At 70.1% G+C, this 18,675-nt stretch carries 14 protein-coding genes; 10 read left to right on the top strand and 4 right to left on the bottom strand.

What is annotated here, in order from left to right; translation table 11 throughout:
- The first annotated feature begins 3 nt into the window (after window positions 1–3).
- The 7 genes from LIN44_RS05120 (at window position 4) to LIN44_RS05090 (ending at window position 8,385) form a co-directional block, all read left to right on the top strand.
- Window positions 4–1,737 (top strand): AMP-binding protein, encoded by a 1,734-nt coding sequence (locus LIN44_RS05120; RefSeq protein ID WP_227313790.1) that lies wholly within the window; start codon window positions 4–6, stop codon window positions 1,735–1,737.
- Between the two features lie 99 nt (window positions 1,738–1,836).
- Window positions 1,837–2,625, top strand: a complete 789-nt coding sequence (locus LIN44_RS05115) for an IclR family transcriptional regulator (RefSeq protein WP_227313783.1) — start codon at window positions 1,837–1,839, stop codon at window positions 2,623–2,625.
- 59 nt (window positions 2,626–2,684) lie between these two features.
- Window positions 2,685–4,283: an ABC transporter substrate-binding protein gene (locus LIN44_RS05110; RefSeq protein WP_227313782.1), complete on the top strand. Its 1,599-nt coding sequence runs from the start codon at window positions 2,685–2,687 to the stop codon at window positions 4,281–4,283.
- 91 nt (window positions 4,284–4,374) lie between these two features.
- The gene (locus LIN44_RS05105) at window positions 4,375–5,286 is read left to right on the top strand and encodes an ABC transporter permease (RefSeq protein ID WP_227313781.1); all 912 of its coding nucleotides are present in this window, start codon (window positions 4,375–4,377) and stop codon (window positions 5,284–5,286) included.
- Entirely contained in the window at window positions 5,279–6,184 is a 906-nt protein-coding gene (locus tag LIN44_RS05100) for an ABC transporter permease (RefSeq protein WP_227313780.1), read from the top strand. The genes LIN44_RS05105 and LIN44_RS05100 overlap by 8 nt, the downstream gene beginning before the upstream one ends.
- Window positions 6,181–7,227 carry an ABC transporter ATP-binding protein gene (locus LIN44_RS05095; protein WP_227313779.1) on the top strand — a complete coding sequence of 349 codons (1,047 nt, stop codon included), beginning with the start codon at window positions 6,181–6,183 and terminating at the stop codon, window positions 7,225–7,227. The genes LIN44_RS05100 and LIN44_RS05095 overlap by 4 nt, the downstream gene beginning before the upstream one ends.
- A 192-nt stretch (window positions 7,228–7,419) precedes the next feature.
- Window positions 7,420–8,385: an ABC transporter ATP-binding protein gene (locus tag LIN44_RS05090; protein ID WP_227313778.1), complete on the top strand. Its 966-nt coding sequence runs from the start codon at window positions 7,420–7,422 to the stop codon at window positions 8,383–8,385.
- Window positions 8,386–8,419: 34 nt separating this feature from the next.
- Here LIN44_RS05090 and bamE read toward each other — a convergent pair whose 3' ends face one another.
- From bamE to LIN44_RS05075, 3 genes are read right to left on the bottom strand one after another with little or no spacing between them, the layout of a single operon-like run.
- A complete protein-coding gene (bamE, locus tag LIN44_RS05085) occupies window positions 8,420–8,968 on the bottom strand; it encodes an outer membrane protein assembly factor BamE (protein WP_227313777.1) in 549 nt (182 codons plus the stop codon).
- Window positions 8,969–9,026: 58 nt separating this feature from the next.
- On the bottom strand, window positions 9,027–13,181 hold the full coding sequence (locus LIN44_RS05080; RefSeq protein WP_227313776.1) for a translocation/assembly module TamB domain-containing protein: 4,155 nt from the start codon (window positions 13,179–13,181) through the stop codon (window positions 9,027–9,029).
- Window positions 13,181–14,998, bottom strand: coding sequence for an autotransporter assembly complex family protein (locus LIN44_RS05075; protein ID WP_227313775.1), 1,818 nt, complete (start codon window positions 14,996–14,998; stop codon window positions 13,181–13,183). Before LIN44_RS05075 ends, LIN44_RS05080 begins: the two co-directional genes overlap by 1 nt.
- 166 nt (window positions 14,999–15,164) lie before the next feature.
- On the opposite strand from LIN44_RS05075, the gene LIN44_RS05070 reads away from it, so the two are divergent.
- The 3 genes from LIN44_RS05070 (at window position 15,165) to panC (ending at window position 17,271) form a co-directional block, all read left to right on the top strand.
- Window positions 15,165–15,356, top strand: a complete 192-nt coding sequence (locus LIN44_RS05070) for a DUF3460 family protein (protein ID WP_115661348.1) — start codon at window positions 15,165–15,167, stop codon at window positions 15,354–15,356.
- Window positions 15,357–15,390: 34 nt separating this feature from the next.
- Window positions 15,391–16,284 carry a ScpA family protein gene (locus LIN44_RS05065; protein WP_115704430.1) on the top strand — a complete coding sequence of 298 codons (894 nt, stop codon included), beginning with the start codon at window positions 15,391–15,393 and terminating at the stop codon, window positions 16,282–16,284.
- Between the two features lie 138 nt (window positions 16,285–16,422).
- Window positions 16,423–17,271 (top strand): pantoate--beta-alanine ligase, encoded by an 849-nt coding sequence (gene panC, locus LIN44_RS05060; protein WP_227313774.1) that lies wholly within the window; start codon window positions 16,423–16,425, stop codon window positions 17,269–17,271.
- Window positions 17,272–17,336: 65 nt separating this feature from the next.
- On the opposite strand, the gene LIN44_RS05055 is transcribed toward panC, so the two are convergent.
- Complete coding sequence (locus LIN44_RS05055; RefSeq protein ID WP_227313773.1) at window positions 17,337–18,530, bottom strand: PepSY domain-containing protein; 1,194 nt, start codon at window positions 18,528–18,530, stop codon at window positions 17,337–17,339.
- Window positions 18,531–18,675: the final 145 nt, after the last annotated feature.

Here is an 18,675-nt window from a genome sequence, read left to right as displayed (position 1 = left end):
CAGATGAACGAACAGGCGTTCTTCGCCGACCTGGAAGCCCGGCATCGCAAAATCTGGCCCGCCGGCCTGCCCGACGCACCGGTCTATCCCCATGGCGAGGCCCCGCTGGGCGACTACCTGCGCGCCTGGGCGCGCCAGCGCCCGCACCATGCGGCGCTGGTCTGGTACGGCACCACCGTCACCTATGCCGAACTCGACGACCTGTCCGAGCGCTGCGCCGCGCTGCTCAAGGGCCGCGGCGTCGGCGCGGGCGACCGGGTCGCGGTGATGATGGGCAACTGCCCGCAGTTCCACGTGGTGTTCTACGCCATCCTGAAGCTGGGCGCGGTGTACGTGCCGGTCAACCCGCTCTTCAAGGAGCACGAGCTGGTGTATGAGCTCAACGATGCGGGCGCGACCACCATCATCGTGCAGGACCAGCTGGCGCCGCTGCTGATGTCGGTGCGCGCGCAGACGCCGCTGCAGGCGGTCTACACCACCAGCGCCGGCGCGATGCTGCCGGCACGGCCGGACTTGCCGCTGCCGGCCGGCCTGGACGCGCCCGCGCTGGCCGTCGACGGCGCCGTCGACCTGCTGCAGGCGCTGCGCGACACCCCACCGGTGGCGTTGCCGCCGGTCGACCTGGATGCGCTGGCCGCGCTCAACTACACCGGCGGCACCACCGGCCTGCCCAAGGGCTGCATGCACACGCAGCGCGACATGCTGTACACCGCGGCGGCCTCGTACGCGCTGACCGGCGGCGTCGACGCGGCGCGGCTGGCCGAGGGCTCCGACGACGTGATGCTGAACTTCCTGCCGATGTTCTGGATCGCCGGCGAGAACCTGGGCCTGATCTACCCGATCTTCAGCGGCGCGACGGTGGTGCTGCTGGCGCGCTGGGACCCGGTCGCGGTGATGGCCGCGATCGAGCGCTACCGCGTCAACCGCACCTTCGTCGTGGTCGACAACGCGGTCGAGCTGATGAACCACCCCGATTGCGGGCGCTACGACCTGCGCTCGCTGCAGCATACGCGCGCCGCCTCGTTCATCCGCAAGATCACGCCCGATATCCGCCAGCGCTGGCACGCGCTGACCGGCAGCATCATTGCCGAAGGCGCGTGGGGCATGACCGAGACCCATACCAGCGACACCTTCACCACCGGCATGCAGGCCGACGACCTCGACCTGCGCGGCCGCCCGGTCTTCGTCGGCCTGCCGGTGCCGGGCACGCGCATCAAGATCTGCGACTTCGACACCGGCGCGGTGCTGCCGATTGGCGAGGAAGGCGAGATCGTGGTCAGCACGCCGTCGCTGTTCAAGGGCTACTGGGGCCGTCCCGACGTCGACGCCGAGGTGTTCCGCGACGGCTGGTTCCGCACCGGCGATATCGGCGCGTACGACGAGGACGGCTACCTGCATTTCCTCGGCCGGCGCAAGGAGATGCTGAAGGTGCGCGGCATGAGCGTGTTCCCGTCCGAACTGGAAGTGCTGCTGTCGCGCCACCCGGCGGTGCTGGGCTCGGCCGTGGTGGGGCGCGCCGATCCGGACAAGGGCCAGGTGCCGGTGGCGTTTATCCGCCTGCGCCCCGAGCATGCCGGCGACACCAGCGCCGACGCCTTGCAGGCCTGGTGCCGCGAGCAGATGGCGGTCTACAAGGTGCCCGAGATCCGCATCCTGCCCGAGTTCCCGCTGACCGCCACCGGCAAGGTGCGCAAGGTGGAACTGCAGGCGCTGCTGGACCGCGGCGACGGCGGCTGAGCGCAAGCGCTGCCCGCCTGTCCCGCAGCACCGGCGCGGATGCCACGCGCACCGGCGCCAAGTTCGCGCCACCTTCGCGCCACCACGGAGCCATCGGCCATGCACGATCGATCCACCGGCACCATCAAGGAAGACCGCCACTTCGTCACCGCGCTGGCGCGCGGGCTCGAGGTGCTGGCGTGCTTCCGCACCAGCGACCGCGCGCTGGGCAACCAGGAAATCGCGCGGCGCTGCCAGCTGCCCAAGTCCACGGTCTCGCGCCTGACCTCGACCCTGACCCGGCTGGGCTACCTGGCGCGCGCCGAAGGCAGCCAGCAGTACAGCCTGGGCACCGCCTGCCTGCGCCTGGGCAGCGCGATGCTGTCGCGGCTGGATATCCGCAAGGTGGCGCGCCCGCTGATGCAGGAGCTGGCGGATTTCTCCGGCGGCACGGTGTCGCTGGGCACGCGCGACCGCTTCTCGATGATCTATGTCGAGCACTGCCGCAGCAGCGCCGCGATTGCGCTGACGCTCGATACCGGCTCGCGCATTCCGGTGGCGACCTCAGCGATCGGCCGCGCCTGGCTGGCGGTGGTGGCCGATGCCGAGCGGCAAGCCTTCATGGAGCAGGTGCGCGATGTCGACGACGTGGCCTGGCCGCGCCTGCGCCGCGGCATCGAGCAGGCGCTGGCCGATCACCGCGAGCTCGGCGTGACCTGCTCGATGGGCGAATGGCAGGCCGACGTCAACGGCATCGCGCGCGGCTTCGAGCCCGGCCAGGGCATGCCGCCGATGGCGCTCAACGTGGGCGGCCCTTCGTTCCGGCTGTCGCCGTCATTCCTGCTCGAGGAAGTGCGGCCGCGGCTGCTGGAAGTGGTGCGCCAGCTCGAATGCAGCTTCCCGCGCTGAGCGCGTCCGTTGTTCATACCCACAGCGCCGCCACGAGACGGCGCAACAGGAGGAGCACCATGCAAGTGAAGACCTTGTCCGACGCCGCCCGCCAGCGTTTGCTGGCCGGCATCCTGGCCGCGGCCATCGTGCCGGCCGCCCACGCCGCCCCGCCCGCCACCGGCAGCCTCACCGTCGCCTTCGGCGCGGAGTCGACCACGCTCGACCCGGTCAAGATCTCGGCCGGCGTCGACCATTACTTTGTCGGCCAGATCTTCGAGATGCTGGTGCGCCGCAACGCCGCGCTCAAGGACGAGAACTGGCTGGCGGAGAGCTGGAAGCTGGAGACCGGCAAGGACGGCAAGCCGGTGCTCGACGTGCAGCTGCGCAAGGGCGTGCGCTTCCACAACGGCGACCCGCTGACCTCCGAAGACCTCGAGTTCTCCTGGCAGCGCCAGCGCGATCCCAAGAGCAGCTTCTTCTCGCACTATGTCTCGTCGGTCGAGCGCTTCGAGATCGTCGATGCGCACCGCTTCAGGCTGCATTTCAAGGAGCCCGATGCGCAGTTCATCGTCGGCAACATGCAGCTGTGGGCGATGCCCAAGAAGTACATCCAGAAGGTCGGCGAGGAAGCGTTCGCCAAAAACCCGGTCGGCACCGGGCCGTGGAAGTTCGTCTCGCGCACGGTCAAGGACGAGCTGAAGCTGGAGGCCTTCGACGGCTACTGGAACAAGGAAAAGCGCCCCGGCATCAAGTCCCTGACGATCAAGGTGATCCCCGAGGACCTGACCCGGGTGGCGGCGTTCAAGACCGGCAAGGTCGATTTCATCGACAACGTGCCGCCGTCGATGGTCGAGGAGTTCAAGAAGATGCCGGGCGTGAAGACCGTCACGCTGGTCAGCGGCAACAACCTGTTCCTGAACTTCAACACGCAGATGCCGAAGTCGCCGTTCAATGACGTGCGCGTGCGGCAGGCGGCCGCGCATGCCATCGATGTCGACGCCATCATCAAGCGCGTGCTGTTCGGCCAGGGCGAGCGCTACGCGCAGGTGGGCAAGGGCTCCAACGGCTACGATCCCGCGCTCAAGCCCTATGCCTTCGACCCCAGGCGCGCGCGCGAACTGCTGAAGCAGGCCGGCTACCCCAACGGCTTCGACACGCCCTGCTACAACCTCACCACGCCGCGCGAGCCGGGCGTGAAGGAAGTGGGCGAAGCCATGTACGCATACCTGAGCGCGGTCGGCATCCGCTGCCAGGTGCGCAACCTGGAGTACGGCGCGTGGATCAGCCTGGGCAAGCGCGGCCGCTCGGGCCCGCCGGAGATGGACGGCGTGCTGAGCTGGATGTGGTCGCAGGGCCTGCCCGGCGACCCGGGGCTGGCGTGGTCCGGCCATCTGCACAGCTACCAGGCCGGCGGCGGCTGGGGCACCTACTCGTACACCAGCGACGCCGAGGTCGACGCGCTGCTGGAAAAGCAGCGCCAGACCATGGACCCCGCCGCGCGCGCCGCGCTGCTGCAGCAGATCGCGCGCCTCAAGCAGGAGCGCGTGCTGGGCGGCCTGCCCACCTACCGGCCGCTGGTGACCTTTGCCTGGCGCGACAACAAGATCGACTACGTGCCCTGGCCGATCCGCGACTACTGGCGCTCGTTCCAGGAAGTCAGCTGGAAGCAGCACTGAGCCGCTGCCGCCGCATCTGGCCGCATCCGGCGCGCCCGACCCGGCGCGCCGGCGCGGCACCCCCGCTGACGATTTTCCGACGGAGCCCGCCATGCCCATTGCCAAACGCCTGCTGCACGGCCTGATCAGCATCCTTGGCGCGAGCGTGATCATCTTCCTGATCTCGCGCCTGTCCGGCGACCCGCTGGCCTTGCTGCTGCCGGCCGACGCGCCGCCCGAGGTGATCGAACAGACCCGGCAGCACCTCGGCCTGGACCAGCCGCTGGTGGCGCAGTACCTGGTGTTCCTGCGCAACGCCGTCACCGGCGACTTCGGCAATTCGTACCGCTGGCAGGAGCCGGCGCTCGGCCTGATCCTGGAGCGGCTGCCGGCCACGGTGGAACTGGCGCTGGCGGCGCTGGCGTTCTCGATCGCGATGGCGGTGCCGTTCGGGGTGCTGTCGGCGGTGTACCGGGGCTCCTGGTTCGACCGCTTTGCCAAGGTCTTCGCCATGGCGGGCCAGGCCATGCCCAACTTCTGGGTTGGCCTGCTGCTGATCCTGTTGTTCGCGGTACAGCTGAACTGGCTGCCGGCGTTCGGGCGCGACTCGTGGAACAGCCTGGTGCTGCCCGCGATCGCGCTGGGCTGGTATCCGGTGGCGGCGCAGACCCGCGTGGTGCGCTCGGCCATGCTCGATGTGCTCGACAGCGACTACATCCGCATGGGCCGCGCCATGGGCCTGCCCGAGCGCGTGCTGGTCTGGAAGTACGCGCTGCGCAACGCGGCGATTCCGCTGGTGACGATCCTCGGCGTGTACTTCGCGGCGATGCTGGGCGGCGCCTTCGTGGTCGAAGTCATCTTCGCCTGGCCCGGCGTCGGCCGCACCGTGGTCGAAGCCGTGTTCGCGCGCGATTTCCCCGTGGTGCAGGCGGGCGTGATGCTCACCTCCGTGCTGTTCGTGCTGTCCAACCTGCTGGTCGACCTGAGCTACGGCCTGATCGACCCGAGGATCCGCCATGCCTGAGATCGCCATCCCCCCTGCCCTCCCTCCCGCCGGCGCCAGCGCGGCGCCGGTGCCCAGGCGCCGGCGCCGCAACCTGCGCGGCCTGCCCTGGTTTGCACTGGCGGTGCTGCCGCTGCTGCTGGCCTGCGCCATCGGCGGCGAGGCGCTGCTGCCGCACGACCCCAACGGCCTCGACCTGGGGCTCGCGTTCCAGCCGCCGGCGTGGCTGGCCGGCGGCAGTTGGGCCTATCCGCTCGGCACCGACAACATGGGCCGCGACCTGCTCACGCGCATCATGGCCGGCACCCGCATCTCGCTGGTGGTCGCGCTGTACGCCATCCTGATCTCGGGCGGCATCGGCACCGCCGCGGGCATGCTGGCCGGTTACTTCGGCGGGCGCCTGGACGCGCTCATCATGCGGCTGGTCGACATCCAGATGTCGATCCCGGCGCTGGCGCTGGCACTGGTGCTGGCGGCGGTGCTGGGCCCCGGCTTCGAGACCGTGGTGCTGGTGATCGTGGTCACCTACTGGACCTGGTACGCGCGCATCGTGCGCGGCGAGGTGATGTCGCTCAAGCAGCGCGACTACGTGGCGCTGGCGCGCGTGGCGGGCTGCGGCACGCTCACCATCTTCCGCCGCCACCTGCTGCCCAACCTGCTCAACACGCTGCTGGTGCTGGCCACGCTGCAGGTGGGCCAGGTGATCATCTTCGAGGCCTCGCTGAGCTTCCTCGGCCTGGGCATCCAGCAGCCCGACGTGTCGTGGGGCCTGATGCTGGCCGATGCGCGCAACTACATCACCAACGCGTGGTGGGCCATCACCATGCCGGGGCTGGCGATCATGGCCACCTGCCTGGCGTCCAACCTGCTGGGCGACTGGCTGCGCGACCACTTCGACCCGAAACGGAGGCAGCTATGACCGCACCGGACCCGCACGTGACCCAACGCCCGTTGCCGACGGCCGCCCAGCATACGTCTTCGCGCGGCACGCCGATGCTGTCGGTGCAGGGCCTGACCACCCACCTCGAACTGCGCCGCGGCATGGTGCGCGCGGTCGACGGCGTCGACCTGCATGTGAACCAGGGCGAAACCCTGGGCGTGGTGGGCGAGTCCGGCTCGGGCAAGTCCATGACCATCCTGTCGATCCTGCGCCTGCTGCCGCGCCAGGGCGGCGTGCGCCTGGGCGGCAAGGTGCTGCTCGATGGCGTGGACCTGCTGCAGCTGCCGGAAAAGACGCTGAGCACGCAGTACCGCGGGCGCAAGATCGCGATGATCTCGCAGGACCCGCTGACCTCGCTCAATCCGGTGTTCACGGTGGGCGACCAGGTCGGCGCGCCGCTGCACTACCACGGCCTTGCCGACAGCCGCGCGGAAAGGCGGCGCCAGGTGGTGCAGGTGCTGGAGAGCGTGCGCATCCCCTCGCCCGAGACCCGGCTGGACGATTATCCGCACCAGTTCAGCGGCGGCATGCGCCAGCGCGTGGTGACCGGCATGGCCATCGCCAGCGCGCCGCGGCTGCTGGTGGCCGACGAGCCCACCTCGGCGCTGGACGTGACCATCCAGGTGCAGATCATGGCGCTGTTCCGCCGCATCCAGGCCCAGACCGGCGTCGGCATCATCCTGATCACGCATGACCTGGGCGTGGCGGCCAGCATCTGCCATCGCGTGGCGGTGATGTACGCGGGACGCATCGTCGAGACCGGCGACGTGCGCACGCTGTACCAGCGCCCCGCCCACCCCTACACACAGGCCTTGCTGCAGGCCATCCCCCACTTCGGCGAGCGGCGCGAGCGGCTATACGCGATCCCCGGCAGCCCGCCCAGCCTGGTCGACCCGCCGCACGGCTGCCGCTTCGCGGCGCGCTGCCCGCACCGCAAGCCGCTGTGCGACGACGCCTATCCACCCGAGATCGAACTGGAGTCCGGCCACAAGGTCAGCTGCTGGCTGACGTCGACCAGTTAATTTGACCTTCCCTGATTCACCACAGCATCAAAACGACCACCGTCATTCCCGCGAAGGCGGGAATCCAGCGTCTTTGAAGTCCACCGAAGGCAGACAAAAAGTCACTGGGTCCCCGCCTTCGCGGGGACGACGAATATTCGGCGTTGTCGTGATTTGGAAACAGCAATAAGCCACACGATCTCAGGAGGCCCCATGCTGCTCGAAGTGCAAGACCTGAAGAAGCATTTCCCCGCGCGCGGCGGCGGCACCGTGCGCGCCGTCGACGGCGTCAGCTTTGCCGTCGATGCCGGCCAGACCTTTGCGCTGGTGGGCGAGTCCGGGTGTGGCAAGACCACCATCGCGCGCCAGCTGCTGCTGCTCGAGCGGCCCAGCGCCGGCGCGATCCGCTTCGATGGCCAGGACGTGCTGGCGCTGGACCGCAAGGGCGTGCTGGCCTACCGGCGCCAGGTGCAGGCGGTGTTCCAGGACCCGTCGTCGTCGCTCAATCCGCGCCTCAAGGTCAGCATGCTGCTGGCCGAGCCGCTGCTGGCGCACGGCCAGGGCGGCGACCGCGCCGCGCTGCGGGCCCGGCTGCTGGAGCTGCTGGAGATCGTCGGCCTGCCGCCGGGCGCGCTCGAGCTCTACCCGCACGAGTTCAGCGGCGGCCAGCGCCAGCGCATCGCGGTGGCGCGCGCGCTGGCGCTGCGGCCGCGGCTGCTGGTGCTGGACGAGCCGACCTCGGCGCTGGATGTGTCGATCCGCGCGCAGATCATCAACCTGCTGTCGGAGATCCAGCGCAGCTTCGGGCTGGCCTATGTGGTGATCGCCCATGACCTGGCGCTGGTGGAGCACTTCAGCTCGGCGGTGGGGGTGATGTACCTGGGCAATATGGCGGAAAGCGGGCCCAGCAGCGCGGTCTTCGGCACGCCGCGCCATCCCTATACGCAGGCCCTGCTGGGCTCGGCGCCGCGGCCCGACCCGGACCACCAGCCCGCCGAAGGCCTGATCCTGGGCGATATCGGCTCGGCGCTGCACCCGCCGCCGGGCTGCAAGTTCCATCCGCGCTGCCCGCGCGCGCTGCCGGCGTGCGCCACCGAGGCGCCGCCCATGCGGCGGCTGGAACCGGCCGCCGGCGCGGCCATGCCGGCGCACCAGGCCGCCTGCCACCTGCTGCAGTGAAGGCGGGCGCGGGCCGCCGGGCCGGCCGCCTGGATCAGCCGCCCTGCATCCGCGACGGATCGTCGCTGCGCGAAGTGTTGGTGACGGTGCCGTTGCTGTTGAAATGCACGTTGAAGAAGGCCTTGTCGGTCGAGGTTTCCATCCAGCGGTAGCCCCACACCTCCTCCTGCTTCAGCGCGAACGCTTCCACCCTGGTGGGCTTGCCCAGCAGGCGGCGGATATCGTCCTTGCTCATGCCGGGGCGCACGCGCGCGAAATTCTCGGCCGACAGCACCTGCTCGATCTTCGCGACCTTGCCGTCGGCGCCGATGGTGACCATCCACGTGGTGGTGCCCTCGGGGCCGCGCGGGTATTCCAGCCGGCGCCCGCCGTCGGCCTCTTCCCAGACGATCTCGGGCTTGCCGGCCTGGCGGCGCAGCTCTTCCTCGGTCGACTGGCCCGGCACGATGCCCTTGAACAGCTCGCTGTCGGGCTTGATCGCGTTCCAGGTGTTGCGGGCGGTCTCGCCCGCCTTCTTCATGGCTTCGTCGACCTTCTGCTGGTCGCAGCCGAACAGCGCAAGCATCGAGGCAATCAGTCCCATGGCGGCAAGGCGTCGCGGCGACGCGGCAAAGGTCGAAGGGATTAAGGGGGAAGGCAATTCACCGGCGCACCGGCTCGGCGATGACGGCCGAGGCTGCCTGGGCGGCGCTTTCGGGATCGAGTGGCTGGCTTTCATCCTGCTGGCTCCTCCTGGTGCCGCGATTCGGGGCCCCGCTGAACAGGTTGGCCCAGGTGTCGAAGCGGCGGTTGAACAAGACCGACAAACCGTTGATGGAACCGCCCTTGGCGATCAGCGACCAGCGCCGCGAGAACTGCCAGGTCAGCTTCACCACGTTCGAGGCCGAAGTCAGGCTCTGCTCGTAGCCGACCGACATGCGTTCGGTGATGGCCTTGCCCATGCTGACCACCTGCTGGTCGTTCAGCCCCGCGGTGCTGGGCCCGATCGAGAATTCGTCGATGCCGAAATGCGAGACGATGCCCTTGCCGGCGCGGCCGCCGATCAGGCCCAGCGCGGCGCCGCCCAGCGCCGAGCCGCTCAGCTGGCGCTGCTGGCCGGCGCCGGCGCTTTCCGCGCCGTAGCCGAACATCAGCCACGACAGCTTGTCTTCGTCGGGCACGTTGGGCTCCGACACCAGCCGCACGCGCGGCAGCCGCACCGTGCCGGTGACCTCGACCCCGGCCTCGACCTCCTGGTTGCGGCGCATGGCGCGGATGTTCATGTTCGGGTTGTCGATCGGGCCGTTGAAATTGATGATGCCGCGCTCGATGTCCAGCTTGCGGCCGAAGGCCTCGTAGGTGCCGTCGGTGACGCGCACGGTGCCGGTGGCCTTCATCGGCGCCAGCGGTTCGCTCTTCACGCCCATCTGCCCGGCCAGCAGCAGATCGGCGCCGGCGCCGCGGAAGCGGAAGTTGTTGCCGAGGTCGACGGTCAGGTCGATCACCGGGCTGAAGCGGCTGGCCGGCTTGGTTTCCGGCACCGGCGTGGCCGCGGTCTTGACCGCGCGCTGGTCCTTGCGCCGGATCACCACGACATCGTCGCCCAGCACCGGCGCGCCGGCCTTGGGCAGGTCGAACAGGCCGCGGTCGACGCGGAACTTGCCGCGGATCACCACCTGCTTGTTCTCGTTGGCGATGCTGGCATCGCCCGACACCACCAGCGTGCGTTCCGGGCTGGCAAACAGCTGCAGCTTGTCGGCGACGATGCGGCCGGTCAGGTTGGGATCGGCCTCGCCCAGCTTGATGTTGCCGGTGGCGGTGAGCGTGCCGTCGCCGCCATGGAATTCCACCTGCCTGAGCTCGACCGTGTTCTGGTCCAGCACCACGCGCACGGTGCCGTCGGTCAGGCGCAGCCCCTGGTCGTACAGCGTTACCGCGAGATTGTCGCCGTTGATGGTGCCGGTCAGCAGCGGCGCCGCGACCGTGCCCGCCAGGCGCATCGCCGCGGCCAGGCGGCCGTCGAAGGCGTATTGCGGGCCGGTCAGCGCCTCCAGCGACTTCAGCCGCGGCACGTCGACGGTGACGGTGCCGCCCAGCGTCGAGGCCGGGCCCACGGTCTGCAACCCCCGCTCCTGCACCAGGCCGGCCGAGGCGTCGACCACCACCTTGCCGATGCGGCCCGATACCATGCCGCCGCGCAGCGCGATGCGGTTGCCGCCGGCGTCGGCGCGCAGGCTGGTCTCGCCCAGGCCGAGCGTGGTGAAGCCCCGGCCCGCGTTGACCGAGAGGTCGCCGCTGCGCCGGCGCACTTCCGCAAAGCCGGTGGCGGTCTCGGCCAGCGCCAGGTTCCAGCGGCCGTCGATGACCAGGTCGGAACGCACCGGCGGGCGCTCGCCGGTGATGGTCTCCATCAGCTCCAGCACGCGCCCCACTTGCAGGCCGTCGAGGCTGCCCGCGCTGCGGATGCGGCCGTGGTCCCAGTCCAGGCTGTCGATCGTCAGCGTGGCGCGGTCCAGCAGCAGGCGCGTGGCGCCCAGGCGCACGCGCTGGTCGGCCACCAGCAGCTGCGCCGGCGCGGCCAGGCGCAGGTTGACGGTGCTGCGCTCTTCGAGCGTGCGGATGGTGCCGTTCCAGCCGTCCTGGCCGCGCCATGCGCCTTGCCCCGCCAGCGCCAGCTGCAGCGGCCGCTGGTTCAGGCTGCCGGCCGCCTTGAGGTCGAAGCTATGGTTGGCCTGGGTGCCGTTGAGGGTCGCGTCGAGCGTGTTCAGGCTCGCGTGCGGGCCACGGTAGCCGCGCGCCGCCAGCTGCACCGACAGCGGGCCGTCGAGCCCGCCGCGGATCTCGGCGCGGCCGCTGGCGCTGGCCAGCTTGTGCGGGCCGACTTCCAGCGTTTGCGCGTTGTAGTCGGCCACCACCTCGGGCTTCTTCAGCGTGCCGGTGATGGTGGCGTCGAGCTTGAGCTTGCCGGCCACGCCGAACTTCAGGCGCTCGAGCTGGGGCGCATCGACCGCCAGCCTGAGCGCATCGCCGCGCGCGCCGAAGCTGCCGCGCACGCTGGCCTGGTTGCCGGCCATGCTGAGCGCGGCCTCGCTCGGCAACAGCCGCTCGCCCGCCAGGCGCAGCTTGCCGCCGCCGGTCATCGGCAGGCCCGCGTATTCGCTTTCGTGCACGGCGAAGTCCAGCGCCACGCCGAGTTGCGGCGCCAGCTCGCCGGTCGCGCTGAAATCCGCGTTGATGCGGCCCGCCGCCACCTTGGCCAGGCGCGACGGATCGAACGCCGACAGCTTGCCCTTGAAGCTGTACGGCTGCCTGTCCTTGAGCCCCAGCTTGCCTTCGGCGGTCAGCAGGCCGGTGCCGACCACGGCGCGCAGCGCGGCCAGGGTCACGGTGTCGGCGTCCATGCTGGCGTCGGCAAACACCTTGAGCGGGCCGCCGGCCAGCTCCAGCGCCACGCTCTGGCGGCCCGGCTCGATGCGGATCACCACCGGCCCCGACAGGCTGGCGCTGGTCAGCGAGCCGTGCAGCGCCGCCGGGTCCAGCCTGCGCACGTCCAGGTCGAAGCCGCCGCGGCCGCCGCGCAGCGATCCGCTGCCGACAATCTCGGCCTTGCCCGGCAGCGCCACGCGCAGGTCCGACACCGTCTGCGCGGCCTCACTCAGCTCGACCCGGGCGCGCACCGACTGCACCGGCAGCCGCTCGCGGTCGAGCGGGCCAGCCTCCAGGTTACGGATCTCGATCGCGCCGGCGACCGCCAGCGGCGCCGGCGCGGGCACTGCAGCCGGTGCGGAGGCGGGGGCCGATGCCGCGGATGCAGCGGACGGCGCGGATGCCGCGGGCGCGGAGGCCGCCGCGGGCGCAGAGCCCGCCGCCGCGCCACCCACCGGCCGCAGTTCGGCATGCACGGTCAGGTTGGCCTGCGGCGCCGACGGGCTGAACAGGCGCGGGTTGATGCGGTCGCCGTCGACCAGCAGGTGCGTGAACGGCACCTTGCCGAACGGCGTCAGGTCGGCGCCGGCACGCAGGTGGATGCGGTCGCCGCTGGCCTGCACCTCGGCGCGCAAGGCGTCGAGATTGCCGTTGGCGGTGGCGTTGACGGCAAAGGCCTCGTCCTGCCAGCTGCTTTCCAGCAAGGCTTCGGCGCTGAGCGCGAACGGCGCCGCGGCGCCCAGCTGCGCGTTGGCGGCGAGCTTGCCGTAAGGCGTTTCCAGCTTGTCGATGCTGACGCGGTGGCGCTGGCCGTCGCTGTGCAGCGCGCCTGCCAGGTTGGCGAACACCATCGGCTCGGCCGTGGGCGCGGGGCCCTGCACCAGCGCCAGGCGCTCGAGCGTGAGCGCATCGACGTCGACCGCCAGCGGCAGTTCGAGCGACGTGGGCTTCTGCAGCGGTTCCGTGCTCGGCTCCGACGGCCCCAGCCGCACTTCGGCCTTGCCGATGCGCAGCCACTGCACATGCAGCCGCCGCGGCTGCCAGCTCAGGTTCCAGCTGCCGTCGACGCGGTCGACCGTGACGCGCGTCTGGCCGCTGGCGAACACCACGTCGCGCAGGCGCAGGCCGTGCGCCACGGTGCCGCCCTCCAGGCGCCCGCTGAGCATGCCGGCCGACAGCCGCGTGGCCAGCGTCCACAGGTGCCGCGTGCCGGTTTCGGTGCGCAGCGCCGCCACGCCCGCAACCGCCAGCACCACCGCCAGCAGCAACAGGATGCCGGCCAGCCAGCCCAGCGCACGCCACAGCCGGCGGCGCCTGCGCGGTGCGGGACCGGATGGCGGCGGCGCCGGGTCGGCGCCGCCGGGCACCGAAGGCAGGTCGTGCACGTTCATCAGAACGCCACCCCCAGCGAGATATGCGGCCGGAACTGCCGCTCCTGGATGCCATAGCCCACGTCGAGCTGCAGCGGGCCGACCGGCGTGCGCCAGCGCACGCCGACGCCCACGCCGTTGTAGATGGTCACGCCGCGCAGGTCGTTGGCGGCGGTGCCGGCGTCCCAGAACACCGCCACGCCCCAGTCCGGCTTGAACCAGTACTGGTACTCCAGGCTGCCGGTGGCGAGGTACTTGGCCGGCAGCACGCTGGCGCCGCTGGGCGTGCCGATCGACTGGTAGCTGTAGCCGCGGATCGAGTCGGTGCCGCCGGCGCGGAAGCGCAGCGTCGCCGGGATCTGGCTGGCGCTGTCGCCGCTCAGGTCGGCGCCCAGCTCCAGCCGCGCCACCACCAGGTCGCGCTTGCCCACCGGCACGTACTGGCGGATCCGGCCGTACAGCCGCAGGAACGTGGCATCGCTGAGCAGGTTCTTGGCGGCCACCCCGATCTGGGTGTTGATCACGTTGCCGCGGCGCGGGAACACCGGGTTGTCGACATCGCGCCGGGTCCAGGCAAAGGCCGGCACCAGCGCCTTGCTGATCTGGCCGGCCTGGCCCACCGGCAGCAGCTTGTCGTAGTAGAAATCGAGCGACATCGCGACGTCGTACTTCTCGCGCGAGCGCGCGCGCTTCAGGCCCGCGCGCAGGCTGGTGGTGTCGGTGTTCTCGATGTCGATGGTGCGCTCGTAGCTGCTGTAGACGCTGTTGCGGTAGGCACCGCGCGACGGCGGCATCGCCGCCTCGGCGAACAGGTAGGAGCGCTTCTGCTCGAGGCGCGCCTGCGAATCGAAGGTCCAGGCGCGGTTGAACAGATTGTAGTAGGAATAGCGCCCTTCGACCTGCGCCCCGGTATCGGTGGTGAAGCCGACACCGCTGTTGAGCCGGTGCACCGGATATTCGCGCACGCGCACCGTCACCGGCGCGGTGACCACGCCGTCGGGCGCCTGCTCGGCATCCGGCGGCGGCTCCAGGTCGACCTGCACGTTGGAGAAATACGGCTGGTTCTGGATCGCGCGCTGCAGCTCCAGCAGCCGCTCGACCCGGTACGGCTCGCCCTCGTTGAGCGGGTTGACGTTATAGATGATCTGTTCCGGGTAGCGGCGCGTGCCCGTGACCTTGAGCGCGCCCAGGCGGTAGGCCGGGCCGCTGACATAGTGCGCCGACAGGTCCGCGCGCAGTTCGTCGGGCTCGACCCGCGCCTGCGACGCGGCCAGCCGCGCGCCGTAGTAGGTGTGGCTCTGCAGCGTCACCAGCGCGTCTTCCTTGGCCTTGTCCCAGTCGTCCTGGCGGAACGGCTCGCCCGCGGGCAGGCCCCATTTGGCCTTCATCTCCGCCACCTGCTCGGGCGACTGGGTCGCGGCCGGGCCGGTCACCTGCAGGTCGACGTTGCGGATCAGCGTGCGCGCGCCGGGGTCGACCATCACGTGGACCACGCGCTGGTCGCCCTCGCCCTCGACGCGGGTGGTGGTGGTGGGATCGAAATAGCCTTCGGTGGAGGTGAAGGCCCGCACCTGCTCGCCGACGGTTTCGACCATGTAGTCGAACTGGTCCTGCGACAGGTCGGTCCGGTCCTTGTAGCGGGCCAGGTCGAGGTGCTCCTCGAGCATCTCGCGGATCGGCTTGGGCGCCTCGACCTCGACCTTGTAGGCGGCCTGGGCCCCGCCCGCCGCCAGTGCCAGCACCACGCCCAGCGTCCGCAGCGCGCCCAGGGCGCGCGCGGCGGGGCGCGTGGCGGCACGGCCAGCCGGGGCAGCGGTGTTAGCGGTGTCTTGCGGCATCGCCCATTGTCCACACATACAAAGTCGGTATTTGACCACACCCGGCGCCGCGGCCGGAACTTTCCCCAGCGTTGCGGCCTCCGGCGTGCATCCCGGGGAGCCGATACTGTAAAATCATGGCCCACTGTACCTATCTGGCGCCCGCACGGGTGCCCTCCGGTTGAACATGGCCCTCTACGAATCCGATATCACCCAGTTCCTGAAGCAGCTCAAGCAAGAGCGCCCGACGCTGGAGGCCGAGCAGCGCGACGGCCGCGCCCTGCTGTGGGACAAGGCACCGATCGACCTCGAAGAGCGCGCCCGCGCCCAGGCTTCGCGCGTGGCGCAGAAGCCCTACGTCTACTCGCTGGACAACTGATCCCCGCCGCCTCCGCGTCCGAGCCGACCGCACCATGAGCGCAGCCGACCAGGACAAGCTGCCGCTGCCCGTGGAGCTGCCCGCCGTGGCGCCCGCTGCCGCCGCCGGCCCGGCCGGCCCCGCCGACATGGTCGACGGGATGGCGTTCGCGCGCCTGTACGGCGAGCCGCTGTTCAAGCTGCCGCAGGACCTCTACATCCCGCCGGACGCGCTCGAGATCTTCCTGGAAGCCTTCGAGGGCCCGCTGGACCTGCTGCTGTACCTGATCCGCAAGCAGAACTTCAACGTCCTCGACATCCCGATGTCGCAGGTGACGCGGCAGTACCTGTCGTATATCGAGCAGATCCGCAAGACCAACCTGGAGCTGGCGGCGGAATACCTGCTGATGGCGGCGATGCTGATCGAGATCAAGTCGCGCATGCTGCTGCCGGTCAAGAAGGCCGACAGCGACGAGGAGGCCGAGGATCCGCGCGCCGAGCTGGTGCGCCGCCTGCTGGAGTACGAGCAGATGAAGCTGGCCGCGCAGCGCCTCGATACGGTGCCGCAGCTGGGCCGCGACTTCCTGCGCTCGCAGGTCTATATCGAGCAGAGCCTGGCGCCGCGCTTTCCCGATGTGGAAACCGTCGACCTGCAGGCGGCCTGGGCCGACGTGCTCAAGCGCGCCAAGCTCAACCAGCACCACAAGATCTCGCGCGAGGAACTGTCGGTGCGCGAGCACATGAGCCAGATCCTGCGCCGGCTGCAACATGCGCGCTTCATGGAGTTCTCGGAGCTGTTCGAGGACGCGGTGCGCTCCGGCAAGGGCGTGCCGGTAGTGGTGGTGAATTTCATCGCCATGCTCGAGCTGTCGCGCGAATCGCTGGTGGAGATCACCCAGGCCGAGCCCTTCGCGCCGATTTATGTGCGATTGGCGTACAGCCCCAGCTGACCCGTCCGAACCGCCGAGGCCAGCCCCCGCCCACTTGATCTACAATCCGCCGACAGCCGGCCCAGACCGGCACGGCAGCCGCCGCGCGCCGCGGACCGGCGTCCGGGTCACCCCTACACGACCAGCACACCAAGGCAGATGAAAGTCATTTCCTCCATCCAAGAGCTGCGGGACCAGTTGCGCGGCCAGAACCGCGCGGCCTTCGTCCCCACCATGGGCAACCTGCACGAAGGCCACCTGTCGCTGATGCGCCTGGCGCGCCAGCATGGCGACCCGGTGGTGGCATCCATCTTCGTCAACCGCCTGCAGTTCGGCCCGAACGAGGATTTCGACAAATACCCGCGCACGCTGCAGGACGACATCGAAAAACTGCAGAGCGAGGGCGTCTACGTGCTGTTTGCGCCTTCCGAGCGCGACATGTACCCGGTGCCGCAGGAATACCGCGTCGAGCCGCCGCACGACCTGGGCGACATCCTCGAAGGCGAATTCCGCCCCGGCTTCTTCAAGGGCGTGTGCACGGTGGTGATGAAGCTGTTCTCGTGCGCGCAGCCGCGCGTGGCGGTGTTCGGCAAGAAGGACTACCAGCAGCTGATGATCGTGCGCCAGATGGTGCAGCAGTTCGCGCTGCCGATCGACATCATTCCGGCCGAGACCGTGCGCGCCGAAGACGGCCTGGCGCTGTCGTCGCGCAACCGCTACCTGAGCCCGGACGAGCGCGCCGAGGCGCCGGTGCTGTACCGCACCCTGCACGACGTGCGCGACACCGTGCTGGGCGGCGACCGCGCCTCGGCCGACCTGCTGGCGGTGGAAGAGAAGGCCCGCGCGTCGCTGGAGCAGCGTGGCTGGAAGCCGGACTATGTGTCGATCCGCAAGCGGGTCAACCTGCAGGCACCGACGCGCGAGGAATTCCTCGCCGGCGAGCCGCTGGTGATCCTGACCGCGGCCAGGCTGGGCGCAACGCGGCTGATCGACAACCTGGAAATCTGAACGGCGCGTCCGTCGTCGTCCGGCGCCGGCAAAAGAAAAAGGCAGGCTTCGCGGCCTGCCTTTTTTCATGCCCGGCGCATGCCGGAGCGCTGCGCGGTCTTGACCACATGGCGCTGGTGGCCGCGCCGCCGCTTCCACCAGATCAGCGTGCCGGTCACCGCGAACGCCAGCGGCGCCAGCCCGAACAGCGTGATAAAGACCCGCCCCGGCAGGCCGAAGGCCTCGCCGGTATGCAGCGGGAACAGCCAGTTCAGCAGCGTGTCGCCGGCGGGAGCCTGCTGCGGATCGCGCACGCCCAGGCGCGCGCCGCTCCCGGCGTCGAGCCAGAGCCGCGTGGCGCCGGTATGCTGGCGCACCTCGCCGGGCTGGCGCAGCCGGATCTCGAAGGCGTCGCCGGGCTTGCGCGGGAAGCCGATGCGCGTGACCTGCGCCTGCGGGTACTGCGCCTGCGCCGCGGCCATGATCTCGCCCGCTTCCAGCGGGCGCGACCCCGCCGGCGCCGGTGCCGAGACGTGCTTGACCGGCGGCGTCACCGTCATCACCCCCGCCACGATCGGCGTCACCCACTTGGGCAGGTTCAGGTACCAGCCGGAAAACGCGATGACGGCCAGCACCGGCGCGGCCAGGATGCCGCCGGCGCGGTGAAGCGAATAGTTGAAGCGCGACCAGGAGCCGCCATGCGTGATGCGGAACGCCTGCACCACCGAGCGCAGCTTCATCTTGGGCCACCACGCCGCCACCCCGGCCAGCGTGGTCAGCAACAGCAGCATGCCGGCCACGCCGGTGATGGTCTTGCCGGTATCGCCCGACAACAGGTAGCGGTGCAGGTGGAACAGCGTGGGCAGCAGCAAGCGGCGCGACAGCCCCGCCTCGCCCCAGACGCGCTCGCCCTTCACCGCCAGCGTGACCGGGTCGACCATCACCTGGCGCGAACGCCCGGGCACCGCGCCCGCGGGCCCCTTGACCGGATACCAGGCGATAAAGACCCCGTCGGCATGGGTCGGCAGCATCAGCAGGTTGGGCTTGCCGTAGGGAGGCGCCGCCAGCCGCTCGGTCACCGCCTGGACCGTGTCCGGGGTCAGCGGCGCGGTCATCGGCGCGGACGCCACCAGCAGGTCGGGATTGAGCCAGGCGTCGAGCTCGTCGCGCCAGGCGATGGCCGTGCCGGTCAGTCCCATCAGGACGAACAGCAGGCCCAGGCTCAGGCCGATATAGCGATGCAGCTTGACGAGGACGACGCGCGGGCGGCCGGTGACCATGACGGAAAAAAGTACGTTGAGCGGACGCCGCAAGGCGCCGAATATGGCGCAAAAGCCATCTCCGGGCCGCGTTGCGAATGCGAAGGATTCGCGATTCTAGCAGGGCCCTTCCACCCTTCCACCCCGCTGTTGCACTGCTGCTGCA

This window comes from Cupriavidus sp. MP-37, assembly GCF_020618415.1.
Lineage (GTDB): Bacteria > Pseudomonadota > Gammaproteobacteria > Burkholderiales > Burkholderiaceae > Cupriavidus.
This window is presented reverse-complemented; position numbering and strand designations above follow the sequence as displayed.

Bases quoted from the DNA above. Each gene is read 5' to 3' on its own strand.
- LIN44_RS05100 (WP_227313780.1), top strand. From the start codon at position 5,279: ATGCCTGAGATCGCCATCCCCCCTGCCCTCCCTCCCGCCGGCGCCAGC.
- LIN44_RS05115 (WP_227313783.1), top strand. From the start codon at position 1,837: ATGCACGATCGATCCACCGGCACCATCAAGGAAGACCGCCACTTCGTC.
- LIN44_RS05110 (WP_227313782.1), top strand. From the start codon at position 2,685: ATGCAAGTGAAGACCTTGTCCGACGCCGCCCGCCAGCGTTTGCTGGCC.
- LIN44_RS05075 (WP_227313775.1), bottom strand. From the start codon at position 14,998: ATGCCGCAAGACACCGCTAACACCGCTGCCCCGGCTGGCCGTGCCGCC.
- LIN44_RS05055 (WP_227313773.1), bottom strand. From the start codon at position 18,530: ATGGTCACCGGCCGCCCGCGCGTCGTCCTCGTCAAGCTGCATCGCTAT.
- LIN44_RS05120 (WP_227313790.1), top strand. From the start codon at position 4: ATGAACGAACAGGCGTTCTTCGCCGACCTGGAAGCCCGGCATCGCAAA.
- bamE (WP_227313777.1), bottom strand. From the start codon at position 8,968: ATGGGACTGATTGCCTCGATGCTTGCGCTGTTCGGCTGCGACCAGCAG.
- LIN44_RS05090 (WP_227313778.1), top strand. From the start codon at position 7,420: ATGCTGCTCGAAGTGCAAGACCTGAAGAAGCATTTCCCCGCGCGCGGC.
- LIN44_RS05080 (WP_227313776.1), bottom strand. From the start codon at position 13,181: ATGAACGTGCACGACCTGCCTTCGGTGCCCGGCGGCGCCGACCCGGCG.
- LIN44_RS05065 (WP_115704430.1), top strand. From the start codon at position 15,391: ATGAGCGCAGCCGACCAGGACAAGCTGCCGCTGCCCGTGGAGCTGCCC.
- LIN44_RS05095 (WP_227313779.1), top strand. From the start codon at position 6,181: ATGACCGCACCGGACCCGCACGTGACCCAACGCCCGTTGCCGACGGCC.
- panC (WP_227313774.1), top strand. From the start codon at position 16,423: ATGAAAGTCATTTCCTCCATCCAAGAGCTGCGGGACCAGTTGCGCGGC.
- LIN44_RS05070 (WP_115661348.1), top strand. From the start codon at position 15,165: ATGGCCCTCTACGAATCCGATATCACCCAGTTCCTGAAGCAGCTCAAG.
- LIN44_RS05105 (WP_227313781.1), top strand. From the start codon at position 4,375: ATGCCCATTGCCAAACGCCTGCTGCACGGCCTGATCAGCATCCTTGGC.